General features: G+C 41.7%; 23 protein-coding genes. All 23 read left to right on the top strand.

What is annotated here, in order from left to right; translation table 11 throughout:
- Nucleotides 1-10: 10 nt before the first annotated feature.
- The 23 genes from L2730_RS11365 to L2730_RS11255 all read left to right on the top strand — a co-directional run bounded on the left by L2730_RS11365 (nt 11) and on the right by L2730_RS11255 (nt 22,001).
- Nucleotides 11-2,197 carry a TonB-dependent receptor gene (locus L2730_RS11365; RefSeq protein WP_248974705.1) on the top strand — a complete coding sequence of 729 codons (2,187 nt, stop codon included), beginning with the start codon at nt 11-13 and terminating at the stop codon, nt 2,195-2,197.
- A 56-nt stretch (nt 2,198-2,253) separates the two neighbouring features.
- Nucleotides 2,254-2,514, top strand: coding sequence for a hypothetical protein (locus L2730_RS11360; RefSeq protein WP_220737490.1), 261 nt, complete (start codon nt 2,254-2,256; stop codon nt 2,512-2,514).
- Between the two features lie 98 nt (nt 2,515-2,612).
- The gene (pnuC, locus tag L2730_RS11355; protein WP_248974704.1) at nt 2,613-3,269 is read left to right on the top strand and encodes a nicotinamide riboside transporter PnuC; all 657 of its coding nucleotides are present in this window, start codon (nt 2,613-2,615) and stop codon (nt 3,267-3,269) included.
- Nucleotides 3,270-4,298: a phosphotransferase gene (locus L2730_RS11350; protein WP_248974703.1), complete on the top strand. Its 1,029-nt coding sequence runs from the start codon at nt 3,270-3,272 to the stop codon at nt 4,296-4,298.
- 139 nt (nt 4,299-4,437) lie between these two features.
- Nucleotides 4,438-5,280: a DUF6279 family lipoprotein gene (locus tag L2730_RS11345; RefSeq protein WP_248974702.1), complete on the top strand. Its 843-nt coding sequence runs from the start codon at nt 4,438-4,440 to the stop codon at nt 5,278-5,280.
- A 100-nt stretch (nt 5,281-5,380) separates the two neighbouring features.
- Nucleotides 5,381-5,974, top strand: a complete 594-nt coding sequence (locus L2730_RS11340) for an HvfX family Cu-binding RiPP maturation protein (protein WP_248974701.1) — start codon at nt 5,381-5,383, stop codon at nt 5,972-5,974.
- A gap of 110 nt (nt 5,975-6,084) precedes the next feature.
- Complete coding sequence (locus L2730_RS11335) at nt 6,085-6,633, top strand: NAD(P)H nitroreductase (protein ID WP_248974700.1); 549 nt, start codon at nt 6,085-6,087, stop codon at nt 6,631-6,633.
- Between the two features lie 125 nt (nt 6,634-6,758).
- Nucleotides 6,759-7,364, top strand: coding sequence for a GNAT family N-acetyltransferase (locus L2730_RS11330; RefSeq protein ID WP_248974699.1), 606 nt, complete (start codon nt 6,759-6,761; stop codon nt 7,362-7,364).
- A 135-nt stretch (nt 7,365-7,499) separates the two neighbouring features.
- Nucleotides 7,500-7,904, top strand: coding sequence for a hypothetical protein (locus L2730_RS11325; RefSeq protein ID WP_248974698.1), 405 nt, complete (start codon nt 7,500-7,502; stop codon nt 7,902-7,904).
- Nucleotides 7,905-8,043: 139 nt separating this feature from the next.
- Nucleotides 8,044-8,433: a hypothetical protein gene (locus L2730_RS11320; RefSeq protein ID WP_248974697.1), complete on the top strand. Its 390-nt coding sequence runs from the start codon at nt 8,044-8,046 to the stop codon at nt 8,431-8,433.
- Between the two features lie 389 nt (nt 8,434-8,822).
- Complete coding sequence (locus tag L2730_RS11315) at nt 8,823-9,509, top strand: ABC transporter ATP-binding protein (RefSeq protein WP_248974696.1); 687 nt, start codon at nt 8,823-8,825, stop codon at nt 9,507-9,509.
- On the top strand, nt 9,499-10,539 hold the full coding sequence (locus L2730_RS11310; RefSeq protein WP_248974695.1) for an HlyD family secretion protein: 1,041 nt from the start codon (nt 9,499-9,501) through the stop codon (nt 10,537-10,539). Before L2730_RS11315 ends, L2730_RS11310 begins: the two co-directional genes overlap by 11 nt.
- Entirely contained in the window at nt 10,536-11,702 is a 1,167-nt protein-coding gene (locus L2730_RS11305; protein WP_248974694.1) for an efflux RND transporter periplasmic adaptor subunit, read from the top strand. Before L2730_RS11310 ends, L2730_RS11305 begins: the two co-directional genes overlap by 4 nt.
- A 65-nt stretch (nt 11,703-11,767) precedes the next feature.
- Entirely contained in the window at nt 11,768-12,928 is a 1,161-nt protein-coding gene (locus L2730_RS11300) for an efflux RND transporter periplasmic adaptor subunit (protein ID WP_428848453.1), read from the top strand.
- Complete coding sequence (locus L2730_RS11295) at nt 12,925-14,199, top strand: ABC transporter permease (RefSeq protein WP_248974692.1); 1,275 nt, start codon at nt 12,925-12,927, stop codon at nt 14,197-14,199. Before L2730_RS11300 ends, L2730_RS11295 begins: the two co-directional genes overlap by 4 nt.
- 697 nt (nt 14,200-14,896) lie before the next feature.
- Nucleotides 14,897-16,258 carry a Na(+)-translocating NADH-quinone reductase subunit A gene (locus L2730_RS11290; RefSeq protein ID WP_248974740.1) on the top strand — a complete coding sequence of 454 codons (1,362 nt, stop codon included), beginning with the start codon at nt 14,897-14,899 and terminating at the stop codon, nt 16,256-16,258.
- A complete protein-coding gene (locus L2730_RS11285) occupies nt 16,258-17,472 on the top strand; it encodes an NADH:ubiquinone reductase (Na(+)-transporting) subunit B (protein WP_248974691.1) in 1,215 nt (404 codons plus the stop codon). The genes L2730_RS11290 and L2730_RS11285 overlap by 1 nt, the downstream gene beginning before the upstream one ends.
- A complete protein-coding gene (locus L2730_RS11280; RefSeq protein WP_248974690.1) occupies nt 17,462-17,611 on the top strand; it encodes a hypothetical protein in 150 nt (49 codons plus the stop codon). The genes L2730_RS11285 and L2730_RS11280 overlap by 11 nt, the downstream gene beginning before the upstream one ends.
- Nucleotides 17,611-18,393, top strand: coding sequence for a Na(+)-translocating NADH-quinone reductase subunit C (locus tag L2730_RS11275; RefSeq protein WP_248974689.1), 783 nt, complete (start codon nt 17,611-17,613; stop codon nt 18,391-18,393). Before L2730_RS11280 ends, L2730_RS11275 begins: the two co-directional genes overlap by 1 nt.
- Complete coding sequence (locus L2730_RS11270) at nt 18,393-19,016, top strand: NADH:ubiquinone reductase (Na(+)-transporting) subunit D (protein WP_248974688.1); 624 nt, start codon at nt 18,393-18,395, stop codon at nt 19,014-19,016. Before L2730_RS11275 ends, L2730_RS11270 begins: the two co-directional genes overlap by 1 nt.
- 8 nt (nt 19,017-19,024) lie before the next feature.
- Nucleotides 19,025-19,633, top strand: a complete 609-nt coding sequence (gene nqrE / locus L2730_RS11265) for an NADH:ubiquinone reductase (Na(+)-transporting) subunit E (RefSeq protein ID WP_020912964.1) — start codon at nt 19,025-19,027, stop codon at nt 19,631-19,633.
- A gap of 53 nt (nt 19,634-19,686) precedes the next feature.
- Complete coding sequence (nqrF, locus tag L2730_RS11260; RefSeq protein WP_044555908.1) at nt 19,687-20,904, top strand: NADH:ubiquinone reductase (Na(+)-transporting) subunit F; 1,218 nt, start codon at nt 19,687-19,689, stop codon at nt 20,902-20,904.
- A gap of 341 nt (nt 20,905-21,245) precedes the next feature.
- Entirely contained in the window at nt 21,246-22,001 is a 756-nt protein-coding gene (locus L2730_RS11255) for a putative porin (protein WP_248974687.1), read from the top strand.
- The last annotated feature ends 47 nt before the right edge of the window (nt 22,002-22,048 follow it).

Below are 22,048 nucleotides of genomic sequence, written 5' to 3'. Positions count from 1 at the left end.
TTGAGGTCCTATGTTATATCCAAAAGTTTATTCTCCTGTTGCGCTAGCAGTTATGTCAGCGCTAATTTCACAGCCTGCGCTGTCTGAAACCACCACAGATACACCTACAGACGATATGGAAGTGATGGTTGTTACTTCCGATTTTCGTGGTACTAGCTTAGATAAAATGCCCTCGAGCGTAACGGTTATTGATCAGCAACAGATTGAGGATGAAGGTGCACAGCACTTCGAAGACGTCTTAAATTCTATTGCTAACTTTAACTGGTCTGGTGGTAGTTCACGTCCAAAGTATTTCCAAATTCGTGGCGTAGGTGAACAAGAAGAGTATCAAGGTGCACCTAACTCATCAGTCGGTTTTATTGTTGATGATATTGACTTATCAGGTTTGGGCATGGTTTCGAGCATGTATGACTTGCAGCAAGTTGAAGTGCTGCGAGGCCCACAAGGTACGCAGTATGGAGCTAACGCGTTAGCCGGTCTTATCTACCTTAAGAGTAACGATCCTACTGATGTATTTGAAAACGGCGCAGAGGTTTCACTTGGTGACGATAACTTGCAAACTTTTAGCGGGTTTAGCTCTGGCCCACTGACAGATTCTGGTAATTTACTTTATCGAGTGTCACTACAACAACATCAGCAAGATGGCTATAGAGATAATCTTTATCTTGGCGTGAGTGATACTAATAAACGCGATGAGTTTACCGGGCGAGCAAAATTGCGCTGGTATGCCACGAACAGTTTGCAGGTCGATTTAACGCTAATGTATGCTGATTATGATAATGGCTATGATGCATGGACATTAGATAACAACGGCTTTGATACTCAAACAGATCAACCTGGAAAAGATACACAGCAAACAACAGGAACAGGCTTTAAGATCACCTATTCAGGTGCTGAAATGTTTGAGTTAACCTCGCTCACTTCCTACGCAAAAACAGATCATGAACACGCATATGATGGTGATTGGTCAAATCCAGATTACTGGGGCAGTAAACTGTGTACTGATGACTATGACTCCAACGGAGATGGTAGTACAGAGGATTTGATCCCTTGTGAATATAATTACCTTTGGGACAAAAAAGGAGATAGAACTACCATTACGCAGGAATTTCGTTTTAGCTCAACTGAAGCTGGTCGAATTTTTGGTGATTCTACAGACTGGTTAGTCGGTCTTTATGGTATGGACTTGGAAGAAGATAATGATCTTTACTCAGAATATAACGGCTATCCTGATGAAGTCTTACAATCAGAATATAGTGCTATAAACTACGCTATATTTGCTCAGACTGATTCAGATTTAGGCTCTGGTTATGCTTTATCTGTCGGCTTAAGACTTGAACGCCGTGAGAGTAATTATAGCGACAGTAATAAAGATGAATTTGACCCAAGTGAGAATATGTGGGGCGGCCATCTCGCCATCAGCAAGGCGTTGAGTGATACTCAAGAAACCTACTTTAGAGTAGCTAAAGGCTATAAAGCTGGTGGTTTTAATATGTCTCTTCCGCCAGAATTATCTGATAAAAAAGAGTACGATACTGAAACATTGTATAATTACGAACTTGGCTTAAAGTCATCTTGGTTAGAGGGGAACGCAACTACAAACCTTGCACTGTTCTATATGGATAGGAAGAACCAACAGGTTTCTGCTTCACAGCAAGATCCAAATAACCCACAGCGATTTATTCTTTACACTGAGAATGCTGGTACGTCATCTAACTATGGTGCCGAATTGGATGCAAATTGGTACGCAACGGATAATTTGCACCTTTACACAAGTTTGGGTTGGTTAGAAACCGAGTATGGCGATTATCAGTATGAAGATAAGTATGGTGGCATTGTCGATCTATCTGGTAGAGAGTTAGCCCATTCGCCAAACTTTACCTTCAGTGTTGGCGGAACTTATCGTACTGACTCTGGCTGGTTTGCTAACGTAAATGCTAGTGGAAAAAGCGATTTCTACTATTCAGACAGTAATGAATCAAAATCAGATGCCTATCAAATTTTTAATGCCAAAATAGGCTATGAAGCAGATATGTGGTCAGCGTACCTTTGGGGGCGTAATCTATTTGATGAAAAATATGGTGTTCGTGGGTTCTATTTCGGCAATGAGCCTGATTTAGGCTGGGCAGATAAGCAATATATACGCTATGGTGATCCGCGTCAGCTAGGACTGACAGTAAACGTTAAGTTTATGTAATTACTGAGTATTAAGTTTAAATCTTGTTACACGTTATCAATATTAAGGTCATCAATATGAAGTTAACAGCAGAGATAAGTTGCTATCCATTACAAGACAACTATTTGGACCCTATAAAGTGGTTTATTGGTCGAGTCGATAGCTACGACAATATCCATCGCGTGACTAACGCAATGGCGACTCAAGTGTGTGGTGAATATGCTGAAGTCATGGCAATGTTGGCAACCGAGATGGAAGCCGCTCACGAGAAGTGGGGCAAAGCCGTATTTGTGTGTAAGTTCATTGGTGGTGAGCTAGATTTGAGCCATAGTGAATAAGCACGTGTGATAAAAAGAATGAGTCACAGGGTATTCATTATGCTTTGTGGCTTTTTATTTTTTGCTTTAAAAGATATTGAATAGAGAGAAATGGTTTCATGGCAGATTTTTGGCTACTGACTAATGAGGGATTTGCTGCTGTATTTAGTGATGCCCAAGCACTTACTGGCTGGGAAGCTGTCGCGGTATTACTAGCATTGGCTTACCTCATATTCGCAATGAGAGGCAGCGTTTGGTGTTGGCCAGCAGCATTAACCAGTACGGCAATTTATACCGTGCTATTTTGGAAAGTCTCCTTGCTGATGGAGTCTGTGCTAAACGTTTATTACATGGCAATGGCGGTCTATGGTTATTGGATGTGGACTAAAGGTGGAAAAGCCCATGAAGGGGTTAATATTGTCTCCTGGAGCTTGTCGACTCATCTGAAGCTTATTGCTGGAACCAGCTTAATGTCAGTTGTTATTGGCTACTTTATGGCAACTCAGACTCAAGCCTCTTTCCCTTATTTAGACGCTGCAACCACATGTTTTGCTGTCATGAGTACATTCTTAGTGGCAAAAAAGGTACTTGAGAACTGGATTTACTGGTTTGTGATTGATGCCGTTTCTATCTACCTATATGTCAGTAAAGGCTTGATGTTAACAGCTGCACTTTTTGTTTTTTATGTGATTATGGTGGTGTTTGGTTACTTAATGTGGCGGAAAAAAATGCATGCTCAGCAAGGCAGTATGCCATTGTCGTCTGGTATTGCTTAAGTGAGTGAGTCGCTCAAGCAAGAGTTGGCGCACTATCTCACCGCTGCAGGGCTAAGTCAGGTAAGCGTGATAGCTTCGCTAACTCAAGGGCTGAGTAATCGTAACTACTATGTTCGAGGGGTACACGCGAGCAAAGGCAGTGAATCTGAATGGGTATTAAGGCTTAATAGTTGGGCAAGTACGCAGATCTGTGACCGACGCAGTGAGGTTGCTGCGTGGCGTGATGCCAGTGAAGCAGGTTTTGCGCCTAATATTGTTTATATAAGCCCTGAGAAAGACTTCTATTTGAGTCAGTTTCTTGCACAAAATGATAATCGTAGCTGGAATGAACTGAACAGTGCTAATAGCTCGCACCCTATATCGAATACCGAGCAAAGTTGGCCCAAAGCTGAACAGCTATTACTGCAACTACTGAATGGTTTGAAAGAGCTACCAATACCTAAAAATGTTATCACAGTAGAACAGCAGTGGCAGATCTATTATTCACGCTTAAGCCAAATGCAACAGCAATTGCTTTTTCAGCGAAGTAGTTCCTCTTCGTCATCGGCAGCTTGGTTACACCAATTTGAGCTGTTACTCGCACAAGATAATGCCATTTCTGAGATGCTTTCTTTGCATGAACGTTGCCTAATTAAAAACCAATTTAGCCACCGGGATTTAAATCCATTTAATATTCTGCTTGTGCAGGATAGGCTCAATTGTATCGATTTTGAATATGCTTGTAGCTCTCATCCCTTATGCGATCTAGCTTCTGTTATTTCAAGCCATTCACTGTCATCAAAGCAGCGACAATGGCTAATTGAAAGCTATTTAAGTAACCAAGCAAATCTTAACCATCATGCTCAAGATGCGATACCAGCAGCGGTTGATCTCTATTGGGTATTTGCCGTTTGTTGGGCACTGCAAATGGCTTTTGATAGCATGACACTCGATGGAAAACTCAATGCAGATACAGACAAAATCAAGCAGGCTGAAAGTTATTTAGTTTGTGCTAGCCAATATCAAACATTAATCGGTAGCTGCTCTTAGCCATTTTGTACGGCGCCGGTTATGTCTAATAGTTACTTAGATATGACTGACAAAGCCTACAAGAGTTATACATTTTGTTACTAGACCATAAACCAAACCATGTTCTATGCTAAATGAAAGCATCTTAATGGGGTCATTGGTGAAAAAACTCGGTTTATGGTTGTTGATTCTTATTATGTTTGCTGGTTGTTCCACTAAGGTCGGCTACTATTTTCTCGACTGGGCTATCGAGTGGAAACTAGAAGAGTATGTCACGTTAAATGATGAGCAACAGCGCCAGTTTGAAGTCGCACTGGATGAATTTTTAGTTTGGCATCGCACTCAAGAACTCCCCCGTTACCAAGCTCAACTGTCGCAGTTGTTAGCTGAGTTTAATAACCAAAGTTTTACCCTACAATCTTGGAATGATCACGTTGTTTCTGCAAAATCACACTGGACTAGAGTGTTTGATTTTGTTGAACCATCGTTAGTGCCAATTATCAGTTCATTTTCAGACCAACAAGTAGAACAGATCATTGCACAGTTAAGGGTTGACGAAAAAGAGCTCAATAAGAAGTATCTAGGTAAGAGCCAATCTGAACTCATTGATATGGCCGATAAGCGTATTGAGAAACGCCTTAAGCGGTGGATGGGAAAGCTAACTACGGCTCAAAAGTTGGCTGTACATGAATATAATGTAGCCCGTGGTGATACCTTAGATATGTGGTTAGAGTATCGCCATGAATGGATCCGCCTGTTTTCCCAAGCATTAAAAAATCGCCATAACCAAATGGCGCTTTCACATAGTTTATCGTTATTGATGACCCAACCAGACACCGTAAAGTCGAAAGCTTATAAAACCGTGCTTGAGAATAACTCTAAAGAATTTGGAATGCTGTTAATCGATATAGAGAAGCTCGCAAGCAGTAAACAAAAACAGCGATTTAATAAAAAATTGAATACACTCATCAAAGAGCTAACTGAAATTAGCCAAGAGGATTAGCGCCCATATTATCGATCTGCTATAGCTTAATCGATGACTGATGAAAGATTGTTATTGTTATTAGGGTCTATTGAGATAATAGAATATACGAGGGAATGACATGCAACTTGCACAACTGTACCAAAAATTTTTAAACACAATACGTTACGCTGAAGGCATAGCTCCACTTGCATTGCGGCTGTACCTGGCGCCAGTACTCATGCAGGCCGGTTACAATAAATTATCTCATTTTAGTGATACGGCTGCTTGGTTTGGTAATCCAGACTGGGGATTAGGATTACCGTTTCCTGAGTTAATGGTAGTTTTAGCAGCAGGTACAGAATTTGTCGGCGGGGGATTACTGATACTAGGCTTGGCAACTCGACTGATTGCTATTCCGTTGTCGTTTACCATGTTGGTTGCGGCATTTGCTGTGCATTGGGAAAATGGATGGTTGGCAATTGCAGATGCTAGTTCTTGGCTCGCCAATGAAAGTGTATTGGCGTCAGCTGATAAGCTAGACAAAGTAAAGGAGATTTTGCAACAAAATGGCAATTATGAATGGTTAACCAGTTCAGGAAATTTTGTTATATTAAACAACGGTATTGAGTTTGCGATTACGTACCTGTTTATGTTGATGGCGCTGATCTTTATGGGGGGAGGGCGCTATACTAGTCTTGATTATTATATCGCAAAGAGAAACCAGATTGTTTAATAGCTGAAACTGAACCTTTTATTAAATCCCACCAAATAGGTGGGATTTTTTTTATGGGCTTGCTACTCTCAACATAGTTACCTATTTTTTACAGTTTTAAGGACAATCTGTTGGACGCATTAACGCTTTTATTGACTAGACAATCTACCCCTCGCCTTATCGCTCCAGCTCCTACGGATGAGCAACTTAAGACTATTTTGGACGCAGCAGCACGGGTTCCCGATCATGCAGGCTTAACACCTTGGGAATTTATTATTGCCACTGGTGACGGTCTTGAGAGGCTTGGAACTATTTTTGCGAAGGCCTCTGAGCTTAATGGTGCAGAGGAAGAGTTTATTGCTAAGACCAAAAATATGCCATTAAGAGCGCCTATGGTCATCACTGTGGTTGCTAAAGTAAAACAACACCCCAAGGTACCTGAATTTGAACAACATCTTGCTGCTGGTTGTGCTGCAATGGCAATGCAGCAGGCTGCATTTGCCCAAGGACTTGGCGCTATTTGGCGCACAGGCGCGTTAGCCTTCGATAGAAATGTACATCAATCCTTGAGCCTTGATGAAACTGATCAGATTGTTGGATTTCTGTATCTAGGTACTGCAGCACTAAAAGCAAACATAAAGCCGACAAAAACTGGATTAAACTTTACGCGATATATTTAGCAACACACTAAGCATAGAAATAGTGGTTAATTCGTTAAAGAAACGGAAAATGTAGACCTGTAGATTGTATTTATCTTGTTTGATTAATCATGCTAAGTTGATGAAAAAAGACAAAGGAGGTTGAGTTGAACGCACAAGAAGTGAGAAACAACACGCTAGTGGGTGAACATGTTGTTTTAGAGCCTTTAACGTTAGCACATTCCCCTGCATTGAGCATTGCGGTATGTGATGGTGACTTGTGGCAACTTTGGTATACCAAGGTGCCGAGTCCAGAAGATATGAATGACTACATCAAGCAAGCTCTATCTGACGAACAAAAAGGAGAGTCGCTCGCCTTTGCTGTTAGAGATCGCCATTCCGGAGAGATTGTAGGTTGTACCAGGATCTGCCACTGGCAACAAAGTCATCGCCGTCTAGAAATAGGCCATACATGGTATGCTAAAAGTGTTCAACGTACAGCGGTTAATACGGAGTGCAAACTGTTGTTATTGTGCTACGCGTTTGAAACATTGGATGTTATAGCGGTTGAATTTCGTACACATGTACATAATGAAGTGTCACGTCAGGCTATTTGTCGCTTAGGTGCTAACCAAGATGGTATTTTGCGCAATCATCAGATATTAGCTAATGGCACCATAAGGGATACAGTGGTTTATTCAATTATTGATTCAGAATGGAGTGACGTGAAAAAAGGGTTACGAGCCAAACTCCAGGTGAGTGCTAAGTCGTAGTTGGTTGATAATTTAGAATTTTATATCATTTCAGCCAATAATTTAGTGGCATGTTTTTTACAGTTCCTCTTGATATTAAATGAAAGCTAAAGTAGAAATGGTTGAATAGCACGATTATAAAAAAGGAATATTTTAATGTCAGGAACAATTTTACCAAAAACGCTGGCACTGTCTATTGGGCTCCTCGCTTTTAACGCCGTGGCAGGAGATGCCGAAGATGCGCTAACTAAAGAGTTAACTGAGTGCGCAGCATATTATCAAATAGCTTCAAACGCGATAGCTGCAATGAACGCTCCACAGATGCAAGCAGTGGGTGATAGATTAAAAGCTTCTGGTGAACAAGCGGTTGAAATTGCGAACAAGTACCAAACTGAAGAGTACGTTAATGAGGCCGTTCTTGCCGCAACGAAGCAGCATAAAGCATCAATGCCTAACTCAAAAAGCTTAGGGCCATTGATGGGAAAATATAAAGAGAAATGCAAAGTGGTGATTAGTCAGCCTGAGCAGCGGCTCGATTATTGGACGATGGCAACGATGTAATAAAAAGGAGAGCGAAAGCTCTCTTTTTTTGTAAGATTAGCGCGATAATCTCTGTCTTATACACTAAGACTTGTGCCAAATAGTAAACTATCTTTACTAGCAGAGTCTTTTACATACTAAATTAGGGTTGGGACGTGGGATGAATTTCTACTTTTTGTTTGCAGGGGGACTCGCGGCATTGACCAGTGTCGGGCACTTAACATATGGCAAACGCCAGTTTTTAGCACCGATGCTGCAAGCTGATTTTGATCCCGTAGCTAAAACCACCATGTATTGTGTGTTTCACTATATTTCAATCTTCCTGCTGTTATCGACTTTGATACTTTTAGCTTGTGCTTTTGAGGCTGTGTCGGAAATGCATAGCTTTGGCATGTTGGTTTTTATAGCACTTAACTTTGGCTTATTTGCTATTTGGCAGATATATATTGGGTTTATGAGTGATCTTGAAAGACCATTTAAATATTTGTTTCAATGGATATTCTTTCTGAGTATATCAATATCGACCATACTCGGTGCGATTTTGACATAGTGGAAAATTTCCCGGAAAACAGGACAAAGGTGCCTAATATGCTCTTATGCTAGAAAACATGAATTATTTGCATTGTTTTAATCCACAGATACCTTGTTTTTCAGATTCAAGAACAGTAGGTTATTAGCATAATAAAAATTGTTTCAAATGGAATGAAACGACAAAATCAGGATGACTCATGCCAATAATGATTAAAACAAGCTTATTTTTTTTACTGAAGTATCAGCTGCTCTCACCTTCAATACCCAAGTATTAACCTACCGTTTGATAGTTTGAAAATATCACGTTAACTTACATATTTTTGTCAAATTCTTGGCTATTTTATTGTGCCTTTAGTTGTATTATAGGTCGTTAGTCAGGCAGGTTTTTTGCTATAAAAGAGCGCTATTATGATAGAAGTTCATGAATTAAAAAAAGAATACCCCATGGGTGATACATGTGTAAAAGCACTCAACGGAGTAAGCTTTAGTATCGCTAAAAATGAATTCGTTGCGATTATGGGGCCTTCAGGCTCAGGTAAGTCGACCTTAATGAACATTATCGGTTGTCTCGATAAGCCGACATCAGGCGGTTATAGCCTAAATAGTCAGGAAGTTGAAGATCTCGATGATGACGCCCTGTCAGCTGTCCGAAATAAAGAGATTGGATTTGTATTTCAGAGTTTTCATTTATTGCCACGCTTATCAGCCTTACAAAATGTATTACTGCCGTTGAGGTTCTCCGCAAACCCAGAGCAAGACTCAAGTTACGCCCATGAATTGTTATCGAGAGTAGGCCTTGGAACTCGACATGATCATAGACCTAATCAGCTCTCTGGTGGACAAAGACAGCGAGTTGCAATTGCCCGTTCTTTAGTTAACAAGCCAGCAATACTGTTGGCAGACGAGCCCACTGGTGCACTTGATAGTAAAACGTCAGTCGAGATAATGGCGCTTTTTACTGAATTACATAAGGCTGGACAAACCATTATTTTGGTTACTCATGAAGAGGAGGTTGCCGCATATGCTCAACGAGTTATCCGTATGAGGGATGGAGATATCGTTGAGATTGAGGAGAGGGCAATCAATGCAGCTTAAAACGATAATCAATCTGTCAGCTTTTTATTTACTCTTAAGCTATACGCCAAATTTAGCTAAAGCCAATGAGCTACGCTCGACATCATCGTCATTAGAAAATGGCACTCAATTTAAACAGCCTTTGCAATTATCACCTTTACTATTAACGGGTAAAGTTTCCTCTGTTGTTTCGCAGCCGATAATGGTGCCAAAAGCAGGGGATGCTTGGCGCTATCAGATCCAATGGATGCTACCGGAAGGCAGTATCGCTAAAGCAGGCGAAGTGGTAGTTATTTTTGATAAGAGCGCCATCGCTAATAAAATTGAGCAGTTAGAGGCGAGTTTACTAAGGGTGACAGCGCAAGAGCAAAGTCAATCGATAGAGCTTGATGCACAGATTTTACAAGCTGAATTTGATTTAAAGCAAGCGAGATTAGAACTTGAGAAGGCAGAGCTAGACGCTGGTATCCCGGCTGATTTTATTGCAGCTAAAGATTATGCTGATAATCAGTTTAATAAGCTTAAAGCCAGTTCTGAACTGTCAAAAAAAGCACAGTCTTTAAAAGAGATAACAGATAGAAGGTCTGCATCAATTGCACAACTGCATATAGATAAAAAGCGAGCTCAAAGAGAGTTGGAGCAGTCGCTTAAAGGATTAGATCAATTAGAGATCACCTCTACTATCAATGGTCCTATTTTGTATGGACGAGATCCTTGGTCGGATAAAAAATTTGCTGTGGGAGATTCGGTGCAAATAGGCCGACAGGTGGCCACTATACCAGCGATGAAAGAACTTGAAGTGATTGCTTGGGTGAATGAAGTTGATGTTGATAGGTTGAAAATTGGTGATGCTGTCAGTCTGAGACTGGACTCGCAGCCTAGCACCTCTCTTAGTGGCGCTGTTCAAGGCATTAGCCGTCAAGCAACAAAGCAAACTGCTTGGGGAAACAGCAATTGGTTTAGAGTTGAAATAACCTTTTCTAGCGATGACAGAGTAAAGATCATTCCTGGGATGAGCGTGTTAGTCGAGCCTATTGGGAGTACATCATGAAGAGCACTTTAATTGCTGTATCCTTGATAAGTGCTTTGTTAGTCGGCTGTTCGGACTCGGCTGTGACCCAAGTTGAATCCGGTGTATTGAGCCAACAGATAGAGGTGACGGGAGAGTTGGTATCGTCTAATACTGTCAATTTAAAACCCCCAGCTATTAGGCGGGTGTGGCAATATCAAATAAAAATGTTAGCACCAGAAGGCAGTGACGTAAGTGAAGGCGACCGTGTTGCTCAGCTTGATACTTCGGAACTTGCGCAGCGACTTTCAGTTAAAAGTGCGAATTTAGAAACGACACTCCAAGATCTTGAAACTTCAAAGTTGCGTAATGCGAAAAAATTGGAAGAGTTAAAGCTTGAGCTTGCCGAAGCAAAAATGAATCAAGAGAAAAGCCAGCTTAAAGTAGAGATCTCTGATGAAACGGTTTCTGTAATTGATAAAAAGAAATACCAACGCGATGCCATTATTGCTACCGATAGAGTGGGCTTAATCCATAAGAAAATAGAGCTGGAGAGTTTGAGTGCAGAGCAGAGGGTGAAAATGCTTGAAGGAGATAAGCAGAAGTTTGAACTTGAAGTCGCTGCACTTCAAAAAGGTATTCAGTCTCTCACTCTTATCGCACCGCGAAGCGGCATGGTGGTGTACGGCAATGACCAACAAGGGAATAAAGTCGCCGAGGGGCAGAATGTGTTTAATGGCGATACCTTATTGAGTATTCCAGATCTTAAGCATATGCAAGTCAACATGACAATTCCTGAAGTTGAAGCCGGTAGAGTTAAAGTTGGTCAAAAACTGAAAATTCGTCTAGATGCCAACCCAGAAAGAAGTTTCAACGGAGAAATAAAAGAGCTTGGCGCCGTATTTAGAGTCAAAAATCAAGATGTACCTTTAGTGATATTTGATGCAGTTGCCAGTATTCATGAGGCAGATACTGAGTTGATGAGACCGGGTATGACGGCAAAAATCAGTATTGATATCGCCAATAATACCGAGCAATTACTGGTATCGCTCGATGCAGTGCATTATGAGCGAGGCAATGCATACGTCTACACGCCTGGGTTATTTAGCCACAGTAAACAGTCTGTGTCCCTCGGTGCTATGGGTAAAGAGCAGGTGGTAATAGCATCAGGTTTAAATGAAGGCGATGAGGTGTTGCTACCATGATTAATTCACTGGTAAACAAACGCACTGTGATAGGTGCCGTGGTTAGCGTCTTGTTATTGATAATCATGACGGGTTGCAATCAACAAAAGAGTGATGGTGTGCTGACGCTTGAAATTGTAGCCGCTGATTTTAAAGTTGATATACCAGCATCTGGAGAACTAGAGGCAGCTAATTCGACGACCGTGACTGTACCATCAGGGCTTAGGGGACCGCAATCTTTAGCGTGGATTATGGATAATTTTAGCAATGTAAAAGCTGGTGATGTCGTTGCTACTATGGACTCAACAAGAGAAAGCTACCGGTTGGAAATGGAAAAGCTCGATTTTGACCGCTTAAGCTTAGACAGTCAGATCCAAACAGAGAAAGATAAAACCATAGATAAGACACTAACAACTGACACTCAGCTGACGGGAGAGGAGCGTGAGCTCGCAGATCGCTTCTTTAGTGAGGATGAACGAGTTTATACGAAAATAGACATTATTGATCAGATGCGTAACCAAGATTACTTAGAAGCGAAAATGACCTTCTATAACTGGGGGCTTGGCCAACATGGCTCTCAGGCGGATGCAGAGCAAGAGCTTATTAAGCTTAAGCAAAAGGGTCATCAAGCTAAAATGTCGCGTTACTCCAATAACCTCAATCAAATGAAGATCATAGCACCTCATGATGGAGTCTTTGTGGCGCAGGAAGGCTGGAATGGCGTGCCGCCAGTTGCTGGCGACATGATGTGGTCTGGAATGACAATTGGTACACTCCCTGACACATCGAAAATGCAAGCGAAGCTGTACGTGCTGGAATCTGAAGCATTGGGTTTAGCAATAGGTAAGCCAGTGACTCTGTATCTTGATGCTTATCCAAATATGCCGATTATTGGAGAAGTCTCTCAGTTAGATGCATTGTCTAAAGCGAAAGAGAAAGACAGTCCTGTTAATTATTTTGAATTAACAGTCAGCATAGATAAAACAATTGTAGAAGTTATGCAACCGGGAAGGCAAGTTAACGCCAGTGTGCATGCTCTTGATCTTCAAAATGTTATTACTGTACCTAATCAAGCATTATTCCAAAAATCCGGTGAGTACTGGGTCTATCTAAAGACATCTGCAGGATTTATTAAGCAAAAGGTACAGCTTGGTAATCGCAGTTTAAATCGTACGGTTATTAAAGATGGGCTCACAAAAGGTGACACAATTGCCTTAACAACACCGCCGAAAAGGAATCGAGTATGACGGGTAATAGACCAACGGCACCATCAGTAAGCCTATCGATATATTTAGACGGTATAAAGCAAGCATTCGATGAGATGCGTCATCATAAATTGCGCACACTGCTTACTCTTCTTGGAATGATTTTTGGTGTTGGCGCGGTGATTGCTATGCTTAGTGTCGGCGAAGGCGCTGAGCGTGAAGCGCTGAAAATGATCGAATCAATGGGAGTGAATAACCTTGTTGTTAATGCAAGAGCGACAGAAGGGGAAGCACTCAAGTCCGTGCGTGAGCATAGTGTTGGATTAAGTCTGAGGGATATTGATAGCGCAACTGATACATTGCCTTTTGTAGAAAACTGGAGTGCAGAAAAGAACGTTAAAGTATTTAGTCTGTTTAGTCTAAAAGGGCGTAGCGACGCTAAGGTTTTAGGTGTAACGCCAAGCTACTTTGATTTAAGTGCTTTAGATTTAGGTGAAGGGCGCAGACTAAACCAATTAGACGAATCACATTTTCAACAGGTGACTGTACTTGGGCCCGAAGCAGCACAAAGTTTATTTCCACAAGGTAATGCTATTGGTAGCTTAGTTAAAGTTAATCACCAATGGTTTACGGTTGTTGGAGTGCTATCTGAAAAAGAGGGCACCAAGTCAACGATTCAAGGCGTTAAATTAGGTGGCGAGCGTAATCAGGTTTTTATCCCACTGAGCACAGCGCTGAAAAAGATGCAGTTTAAGCATTTAGAAGATGAACTGGACTCTTTTAAATTAGCGCTAGTTGAGGGCGTCGATCCGACGTTAGCATCTAAAAGCTTGCAGCACCTTTTAAATCGTCGCCATGGCGGTGAGAAAGATTTTGATGTTGTTGTACCTGCCGATTTACTGGCTCAACATCAGAAGACTCAACAGATATTTAATATCGTTATGGCCTGTGTTGCTGGGATCTCCTTGCTGGTGGGTGGCATTGGCATTATGAATATTATGTTGGCAACCATCCTAGAAAGAACAGGTGAGATTGGTCTCTTAAGAGCGTTAGGCGCTAAACGAAAGGATATTGCGCGACAATTCTTAATTGAGAGTATCGCAATCTCTGCAACCGGGGGCATTATCGGTATTGGCGTTGGGCTATTGTTGGCGCTGGTTATCTCTTCTGCAGCAGGTTGGCCTGTAGCTTGGTCACCATTTGCGATTATCCTCGCGTTGGGCGTTTGTATGACCATCGGTGTCGGTTTTGGATTATATCCTGCTAAAAAAGCAGCCAAACTTGACCCTATTGTTGCTTTGCAAAGGGATTAAGCTGCGCTGTTACAAACTGCTTTAAGCATAAGGGGAGCGAAATGGAATGGCTCCCCTTTGTTTAGTTTTATTCATTCTAATCGAATGCATCGCCTTAGAATTGCATTTACGATCTAATGTTACGCTCGCTACGACAATCGCTGTGATATTTATGGTTAGTGGATTTTGGCTGCCAGTTATAACGTAATAGTAGTATCTATATTGCTACGTAACTCGAGTAAAATTCTAATTATTTGTTTTAGCGTGACCCGCGACTTTATTGTCATAAAGTTGTTAAGTGCTATTAATAGCTAAACGGTCAAATCGATGTAGCTTTGTTAGATGTTGCTAAATGAACTTTATTCAGCCTTATAGTGATATACACTGGTTATACTTATTACAGCGGCAGTTAGTACTGCGTTAGGCTTGTGAAAGTGAGTTAGCGTGAGAGGTCATGCTGCACTTCAAGTTTTTTACCATTTTTGCTAGTCAGAGCCTGTATTTGTTCTTTGAAAATCACCCTCTTTTTTGTTGTAAAATTACATTAATAGCCGCTTGAGTTAACTATATACAAAACAAATGCCCTATACCTGCTTGGCTAAGCGCTTTTTTGTATGTAAGTTACAAGATCAGCAGGGAAGTGTGATGTCAAACGTGGAATATTAGTTAACAAACAACTACTATTAGTCATCCAATTATTTAACGGTTGATGTTTGTGATGACAGGTTATTCAAACCCAGTTATAACAGTGAAAAAAGGCCTCGACGTGCCAATCGCTGGCGAGCCTAAGCAGGTTGTTGACGCTAGCAAACCTTGCTCCCATGTTGCACTTTTGGGAGAGGAATATGTTGGTTTAAAACCAACGATGTTAGTAGAGATCGGCGATCAGGTGCAAAAGGGTCAAGTTCTTTTTGAAGATAAAAAGAATATTGGCGTTAAGTTTACTGCACCGGCTAGCGGCAAAATCATTGCTATCAACCGTGGCGAGCGTAGGCTTTTTCAGTCAATCGTCATTGAATGCAACCAAGGTGACTCAATTCATTTTGGTATTGATGAAGATATCCAAGCGTTAAATCGTAGCCAAGTGCAAGCTAAGCTAGTTGATAGCGGGTTGTGGACGGCATTACGTACGCGTCCTTTTTCTCGTGTTCCACATTTAGACACCACTCCAGCAGGCATTTTTGTCAGCGCGATGGACAGTAACCCATTGGCTGCTAACCCGCTGATTGTTATTGCAGAACAAGCGGATGCATTTTCAGCAGGGCTTGCTGTTTTAGGTCAACTCACTGACGGTAAAGTTCATTTGAGTCAAGCGCCAGGCGAGAAGTTACCTGGCAGCGAATTGCCTCATGTAAGCAATCATTATTTTGAAGGCGTACATCCTGCGGGCTTAGTTGGCACTCATATTCATTTTGTAAAGCCCGCAAGTCTTGAACGTCCAGTTTGGCATTTGGGTTATCAAGATGTGATTGCATACGGCAAACTCTTTTTAACTGGTGAGATCTACACTGACCGCGTTGTTGCTCTTGCTGGTCCTGATGTTACTAAGCCGCGATTAGTTCGTGTTCAAACTGGCGCTTGTTTATCAGAAGTGGTTGCTGGTGAACTACAAGAAGGGAACTCTCGTGTGGTTTCTGGTTCTGTTTTGTCGGGCCATACTGCTTCTGGCGTCCATGATTTCCTCGGACGTTTTCATAATCAAATCAGTGTGCTTCAAGAAGATTCACAACATCACCTATTGCCATGGGTGAGAGGTGGTTCTGAAAAATTCTCCATTACCCGTGCGGTTACTTCACGTCTTAAAGGCGCTAAAAAGCTATTTAACTTAACCACCCATACAGGCGGCTCGGCTCGCGCAATGATGGCTTTTGGTCAACTAGACCGAGTGATGCCGCTTGATATTTTGCCAACGCTGTTAGTGCGGGATCTCGTTGTTAGAGATACTGATGAAGCGCAAGCTTTAGGTGCATTGGAACTTGATGAAGAAGATTTAGCATTATGTACCTTTGTGTGTCCCGGCAAGTACGATTTTGGTAAAGAACTGCGTGCTTGTTTAGAAATTATTGAGAGGGAAGGTTGATGAGTCAACAAGATAAAAAGCCCGATATCCAAGAGGATTATTATGCTCCGGGCAACTCAGTAAAGGGTTATTTGCACTCTTTACTGGTGGCTCATGGTCGAAGTACTAAAGGTAAAGTACATGTTCGAGATGCCATTGATGTAAAAAGAACCATGACCATCGTGGGTTTATGCTTATTGCCAGCCATTTTGTTTGGTATCTACAACATCGGCCTACAAGCACAGATTGCTGTAGCATCAGGCTTAGAAGCTTCTAGCGTGTGGCAGCTTATTCCTTTTAATGCCATTTTTGGTGGCATGACTGAGCAAACAGGCTTTATTGGTTTAGTTATTTACGGCATAAGCTTGTATGCACCTATCTATATAACAGCGCTATTAGTGAGTCTGTTTTGGGAAATGGTATTTGCTAAGGTACGCGGTCAAGAACTACACGAAGGCTTCTTTGTTACTGCTTTGCTATTTACCTTGATCTTGCCTGTTTCAACACCGCTATGGCTAGTGGCGATGGGAATAACCTTTGGCGTCATTATGGCAAAAGAGGTGTTCGGTGGTATGGGTTATAACTTTCTTAACCCTGCTCTTGCCGGTTTGGCGTTTATCTACTTTGCCTATCCATCACAGGTTACCGCTGTTACTCAACTCGTTGCGGTAGATGGCTTCTCTGGTGCGACAACGTTAATGCAAACAGCAGCAGGCAAGATGAGCTTTGCTGATTATGCATGGTATGAAGCGTTTACTGATCCTAACTGGTGGAATGCATTCTTTGGTTTTACAGTGGGTGCGATTGGTGAAACTAGCACTCTGGCATTACTCATCGGTGGCGGATTCCTAATCCTTACTCGCCTTGCTGACTGGCGCATTGTTGCTGGTGTACTTGCTGGCATGATAGCAACAGCGACGCTCTTTAACATTATAGGCTCATCTAAAAATGAGCTGTTTGCTATGCCGTGGACTTGGCATTTAGTGACGGGCGGTTTTGCTATCGCAATGATGTTCATGGCGACAGATCCAGTGACCACATCTTATACCCGTAAAGGTAAGGTGGCCTATGGACTGTTAATTGGTTTTATGACCGTGCTTATTCGAGTCGTTAATCCAAAGATGCCGGAAGGCATCATGCTAGCGATTTTGTTCGCTAACCTATGGGCGCCAATTTTTGATTACCTAGTTGCTAAAGCCAATATTAAACGGAGACTGAAACGTAATGGTCTTTAAAGCTGAACAAAAAACTAATGCTATTGCTGTGGCGATGCCAGCGATGTTATTAGCCAAACTCTGGGAGGCGATATTTGAGTACCTACTCTATCGCATGCCTAAAAGTGCAAAGCAGGTCAATACGGGGAATAAAGCGTAATGGCATTTAAGAAAGATTCATTTTTGGGCACGATGATTTTCACCGTGACCCTCTGCTTATTGTGTTCATTTATGATCACTGGGACCGCAGAGCTGCTAAAAGAGCGCAAGTTGGTCAAAAAACGTGACGAACTTAAGCGCAACGTATTAATAGCTGCAGATGTCGACATTGCTGATAAAGACTTTAGAGCGATATTCGACAAGGGCGTTAAGCCTTTATTAGTAACGCTCGAGACTGGTGATATTGCTACTGGCTCGGAAGTTAATGTCTTAGATTTTGATGACAAAATGGCGGCAATTAACCCAGAAACGTCAGTTAAGCTTGAGAAGAAGCAAGATAAAGCCAAAATCAAAACTCGTGCTAATCAAGTGCGCGTATTTAAGGTCTTTGGCGATAATAACCAGCTAGAGGCTGTCGTGATGCCGATTTACGGTAAAGGCTTGTGGTCGATGGTTTATGGTTATGTTGCATTGCAACCAGACTTTAACACCATTGAAAATGTCGTTTTCTATGAACATGGTGAAACACCAGGTATTGGTGATTTTCTTAATGACTCAGAGTGGACCGACAAATGGCATGGTAAGCAGCTATTCAATGAAAAAGGTAAAGTCTCTTTTAAAGTCGTTAAAGGCGGTGCTAAGGCTGGAGATGTTCATGGTGTTGATGCTGTCAGTGGCGCAACCATGACAGGCCGCGGTGTTCAACGAGCAGTGCAGTTTTGGTTTGGCGCTGACGGTTTTGAAACGTTCCTAAGTAAGCTAAAAGCGTCGGAGGCTAAGTGATGAGTACTCAAACAGCATCAACTCGTGACATTTTAACCAGTCCTATTTTTAGCAATAACCCAGTGGCTATGCAAGTACTTGGGGTCTGTTCGGCACTAGCTGTCAGTAACTCAATGCAAACCGCATTAGTGATGACATTAGCGGTGACATTTGTACTGGTATTTTCAAACTTAATTATCTCGACAATTCGCTCGCTTATTCCAAATAGCGTTCGCATTATTGCGCAAATGACTGTCATAGCGTCATTAGTAATTATCGTTGACATGGTATTGCAAGATGTAGCATATGAGTTATCGCGTCAGCTGTCAGTATTCGTTGGTTTGATTATCACCAACTGTATCATCATGGGGCGTGCTGAAGCATTTGCTATGAAGAATCCTCCACACCTTGCTGTGGTTGATGCTGTTGGTAATGCAATGGGATATGGCGTGATCTTATTGGGGGTGGCGTTTGTTCGTGAACTACTAGGTAGCGGTACCTTGTTTGGCCATGAAATTTTGAAAACCGTTGAAAACGGCGGTTGGTATTTGGCGAATGAGATGTTCAAGCTACCACCAAGTGCGTTCTTCTTAATTGGTTTGATGATCTGGTCAATTAACGTCATTCAGCGTAAGCGAGGGTAGTAGGCGATATGGAACATTATATAAACCTGTTTATTCAGGCTGCGTTTATCGACAACATGGCACTGTCATTCTTCATGGGAATGTGTACTTTTTTAGCCGTGTCTAAGAAAGTGTCGACCTCTTTCGGATTGGGGATTGCAGTTATCGTAGTGATGACGTTAGCTGTGCCACTTAACCAAATAATTTACGCCAATGTCTTAGCGCCTGGAGCGTTAGCTTGGGCTGGTTACCCTGCATTAGATTTAAGCTATTTACAGTTAATCACCTTTATTGGTGTTATTGCTGCCTTGGTACAGATCTTAGAGATGTTTTTAGATAAGTACATTCCAGCATTGTATGACTCTCTTGGTATTTTCTTGCCTTTGCTAACGGTAAACTGTGCGATTTTTGCCGGTGTTATCTTTATGGCAAACCGTGACTACTCTCTGGGTGAGTCAGTGGTATTCGCCGCCGGTTCAGGCTTTGGCTGGGCAATGGCGATTGTAATGCTCGCTGGATTACGTGAGCGGATGAAATTCCATGCAATACCTGAAGGCCTGCAGGGCATAGGTATTGTGTTTATTACCACCGGTTTGATGGCACTAGGCTTTATGGCTTTCTCTGGTATTTCTATTTAAGCCTGTTTAGTTAAACAGCTTAATGAAAACGAATTAAACAAAAGGTAAATTCGATGGAAATGGCAATTGGTATCGGGATGTTCACCGTAGTGGTAAGCATGTTGGTCATGGTGATTTTATTCGCCAAAAGTAAATTGGTCTCTACGGGTGATGTGAATATCCGTATAAATGATGACGCTGAAAAAAGCATTTCAACAGCAGCGGGCGACAAACTGCTTGGCGCATTGGCGGGAAAAAATATCTTTATCCCATCAGCTTGTGGCGGTGGTGGTACATGTGGTCAATGCCGAGTAACGGTAAAATCGGGTGGCGGTGATATTTTGCCGACAGAACGTGACCATATCAGTAAGAAAGAGGCAAAAGAGGGATGTCGTTTAGCCTGTCAGGTCTCAGTTAAAACAGATATGGAGCTTGAGGTAGAAGAGGAGATCTTTGGCGTTAAGAAGTGGCAATGTGAAGTGATCTCTAACAATAACACTGCGACTTTCATTAAAGAGTTATTGTTAAAACTACCTGAAGGCGAAGACGTTCTTTTCAAAGCGGGTGGTTATATTCAAATTGAAGCACCTGCACATACTGTCAATTACGCAGACTTCGATATTCCCGCTGAGTATCGTGATGATTGGGAAAAGTATGACCTATTTAAGCTCGTCTCAAAAGTTGACGAGGACGTATTACGTGCATACTCGATGGCGAACTACCCTGATGAAAAAGGGCGTATCATGCTTAACGTGCGTATTGCGACGCCACCTAATGATAAAGTGGCGCCTGGAAAAATGTCATCGTACATCTTTAACCTTAAGGCCGGTGATAAAGTCACTATCTCTGGTCCATTTGGCGAATTCTTCGTTAAAGAGACCGATGCCGAGATGATCTTTGTTGGTGGTGGCGCGGGTATGGCACCGATGCGTTCACATATCTTCGATCAGCTAAAGAGCAAAAAGACGCAACGTAAGATGAGTTTTTGGTACGGTGCACGCTCAACACGTGAAGTGTTCTATCAAGAAGATTTCGACATGTTAGCTGCTGAGAACGAAAACTTTGTCTGGCATGTTGCGCTATCGGATCCGTTACCTGAAGATAACTGGACCGGTTACACTGGCTTTATTCACAATGTATTGTTTGAAAATTATTTGCGTGACCATAAAGCGCCAGAAGATTGTGAGTTCTACATGTGTGGCCCTCCGATCATGAATTCATCAGTGATTAACTTGCTAGAAAGCTTAGGTGTTGAGCCTGAAAACATTCTACTTGATGATTTCGGTGATTAAGAGAAGCTCAATCGTTTAAATAAGAAAACGCAGCTATTTTAGCTGCGTTTTTGTTTTTAGAGTATTCATAATACAGAAAGGCTTTTAAGTGTGGTTGTACAGGACAGTCTAAATCTATGTTTTATCGGGTTTTACGGCATAAGTGACTGCAAATAAAAGTAATTTATTTACATTTAACTGTTAGTTATATTATATTGCAAATTCGCTAGGAGAGCGAAGGCGTTAACTTGAAGTATACGCTAGTAAAACAAAGGACATATTTCATATCATAAAGCCCTTCAACAGGTTGGTAATCTGATCTTGCTCTCTTAGTGTTAATTAGTCATTTAAGGGAATAAATAATGAAAAAAACACCAATTGCATTAGCTTTGCTGCTTAGTGCTGCTGCACCTTCTACTTTTGCGGCAGATAATGAGTTTCAAAATGAAGCGAGTGTCAGGTACAGCACTAATTCTGAAGAAGTCAGCGATGGAGTTTGGAATGTCGCGTATAGATACTATTTTGAAGCAGTCGATCAAAATAATGGTCCATTTGCACTTAATGGTTTTCTTGCTCAAAAATCAAACCTTGGCGCTAATTACTTACATTATGATATAGCTAATTTTGATGTTAACGCATTAGATATCGATGGTACATTTGTATTTGACTCAAATTGGTTTGTCTCAGCCGGATACGGTAGAGCAAGTGTTGATAATCGTGATAGCAATAGTTATAGAGCAGAAGTCGGTTATTATTTCAATTCCTCTTCTGCTGTGTCTGCATTTTATTCAGATGGCGATGATAATGCAGTAGAGCAATATGGATTAGCAGTTCGTAGTTTTATCGCCTTAGAGTCGACTGCAGGAGTTGATCTTTCTGCCCGCTGGTCTCATACAGATTTTGACGATACATATAATGTCGGCGCTAATTGGTATGTTACTAATTCTTGGTATGTCGGGGCAAACTATCGAGATGACGGCCTAAGCCAGTACACTATTAATACCGGTTATTGGTGGCAGTTCTCCGATACTTTCTCCGCTACATTCGATGCGGGTAAAACAATCGATTCTGATGTAGACGGTGTTAACTTATCAGCGAGTATCGTAGGGCGCTTCTAATTATCTCATGATTGTTAGGAGTCATTAACTAAGATAACGAGCTTCTT

Origin of the sequence: Shewanella kaireitica, assembly GCF_023284045.1 — a bacterium.
GTDB classification, from domain to species: domain Bacteria; phylum Pseudomonadota; class Gammaproteobacteria; order Enterobacterales; family Shewanellaceae; genus Shewanella; species Shewanella kaireitica.
Note: the sequence above shows the minus strand (reverse complement) of the source record. Positions and strands in the feature narration are given on the sequence as shown.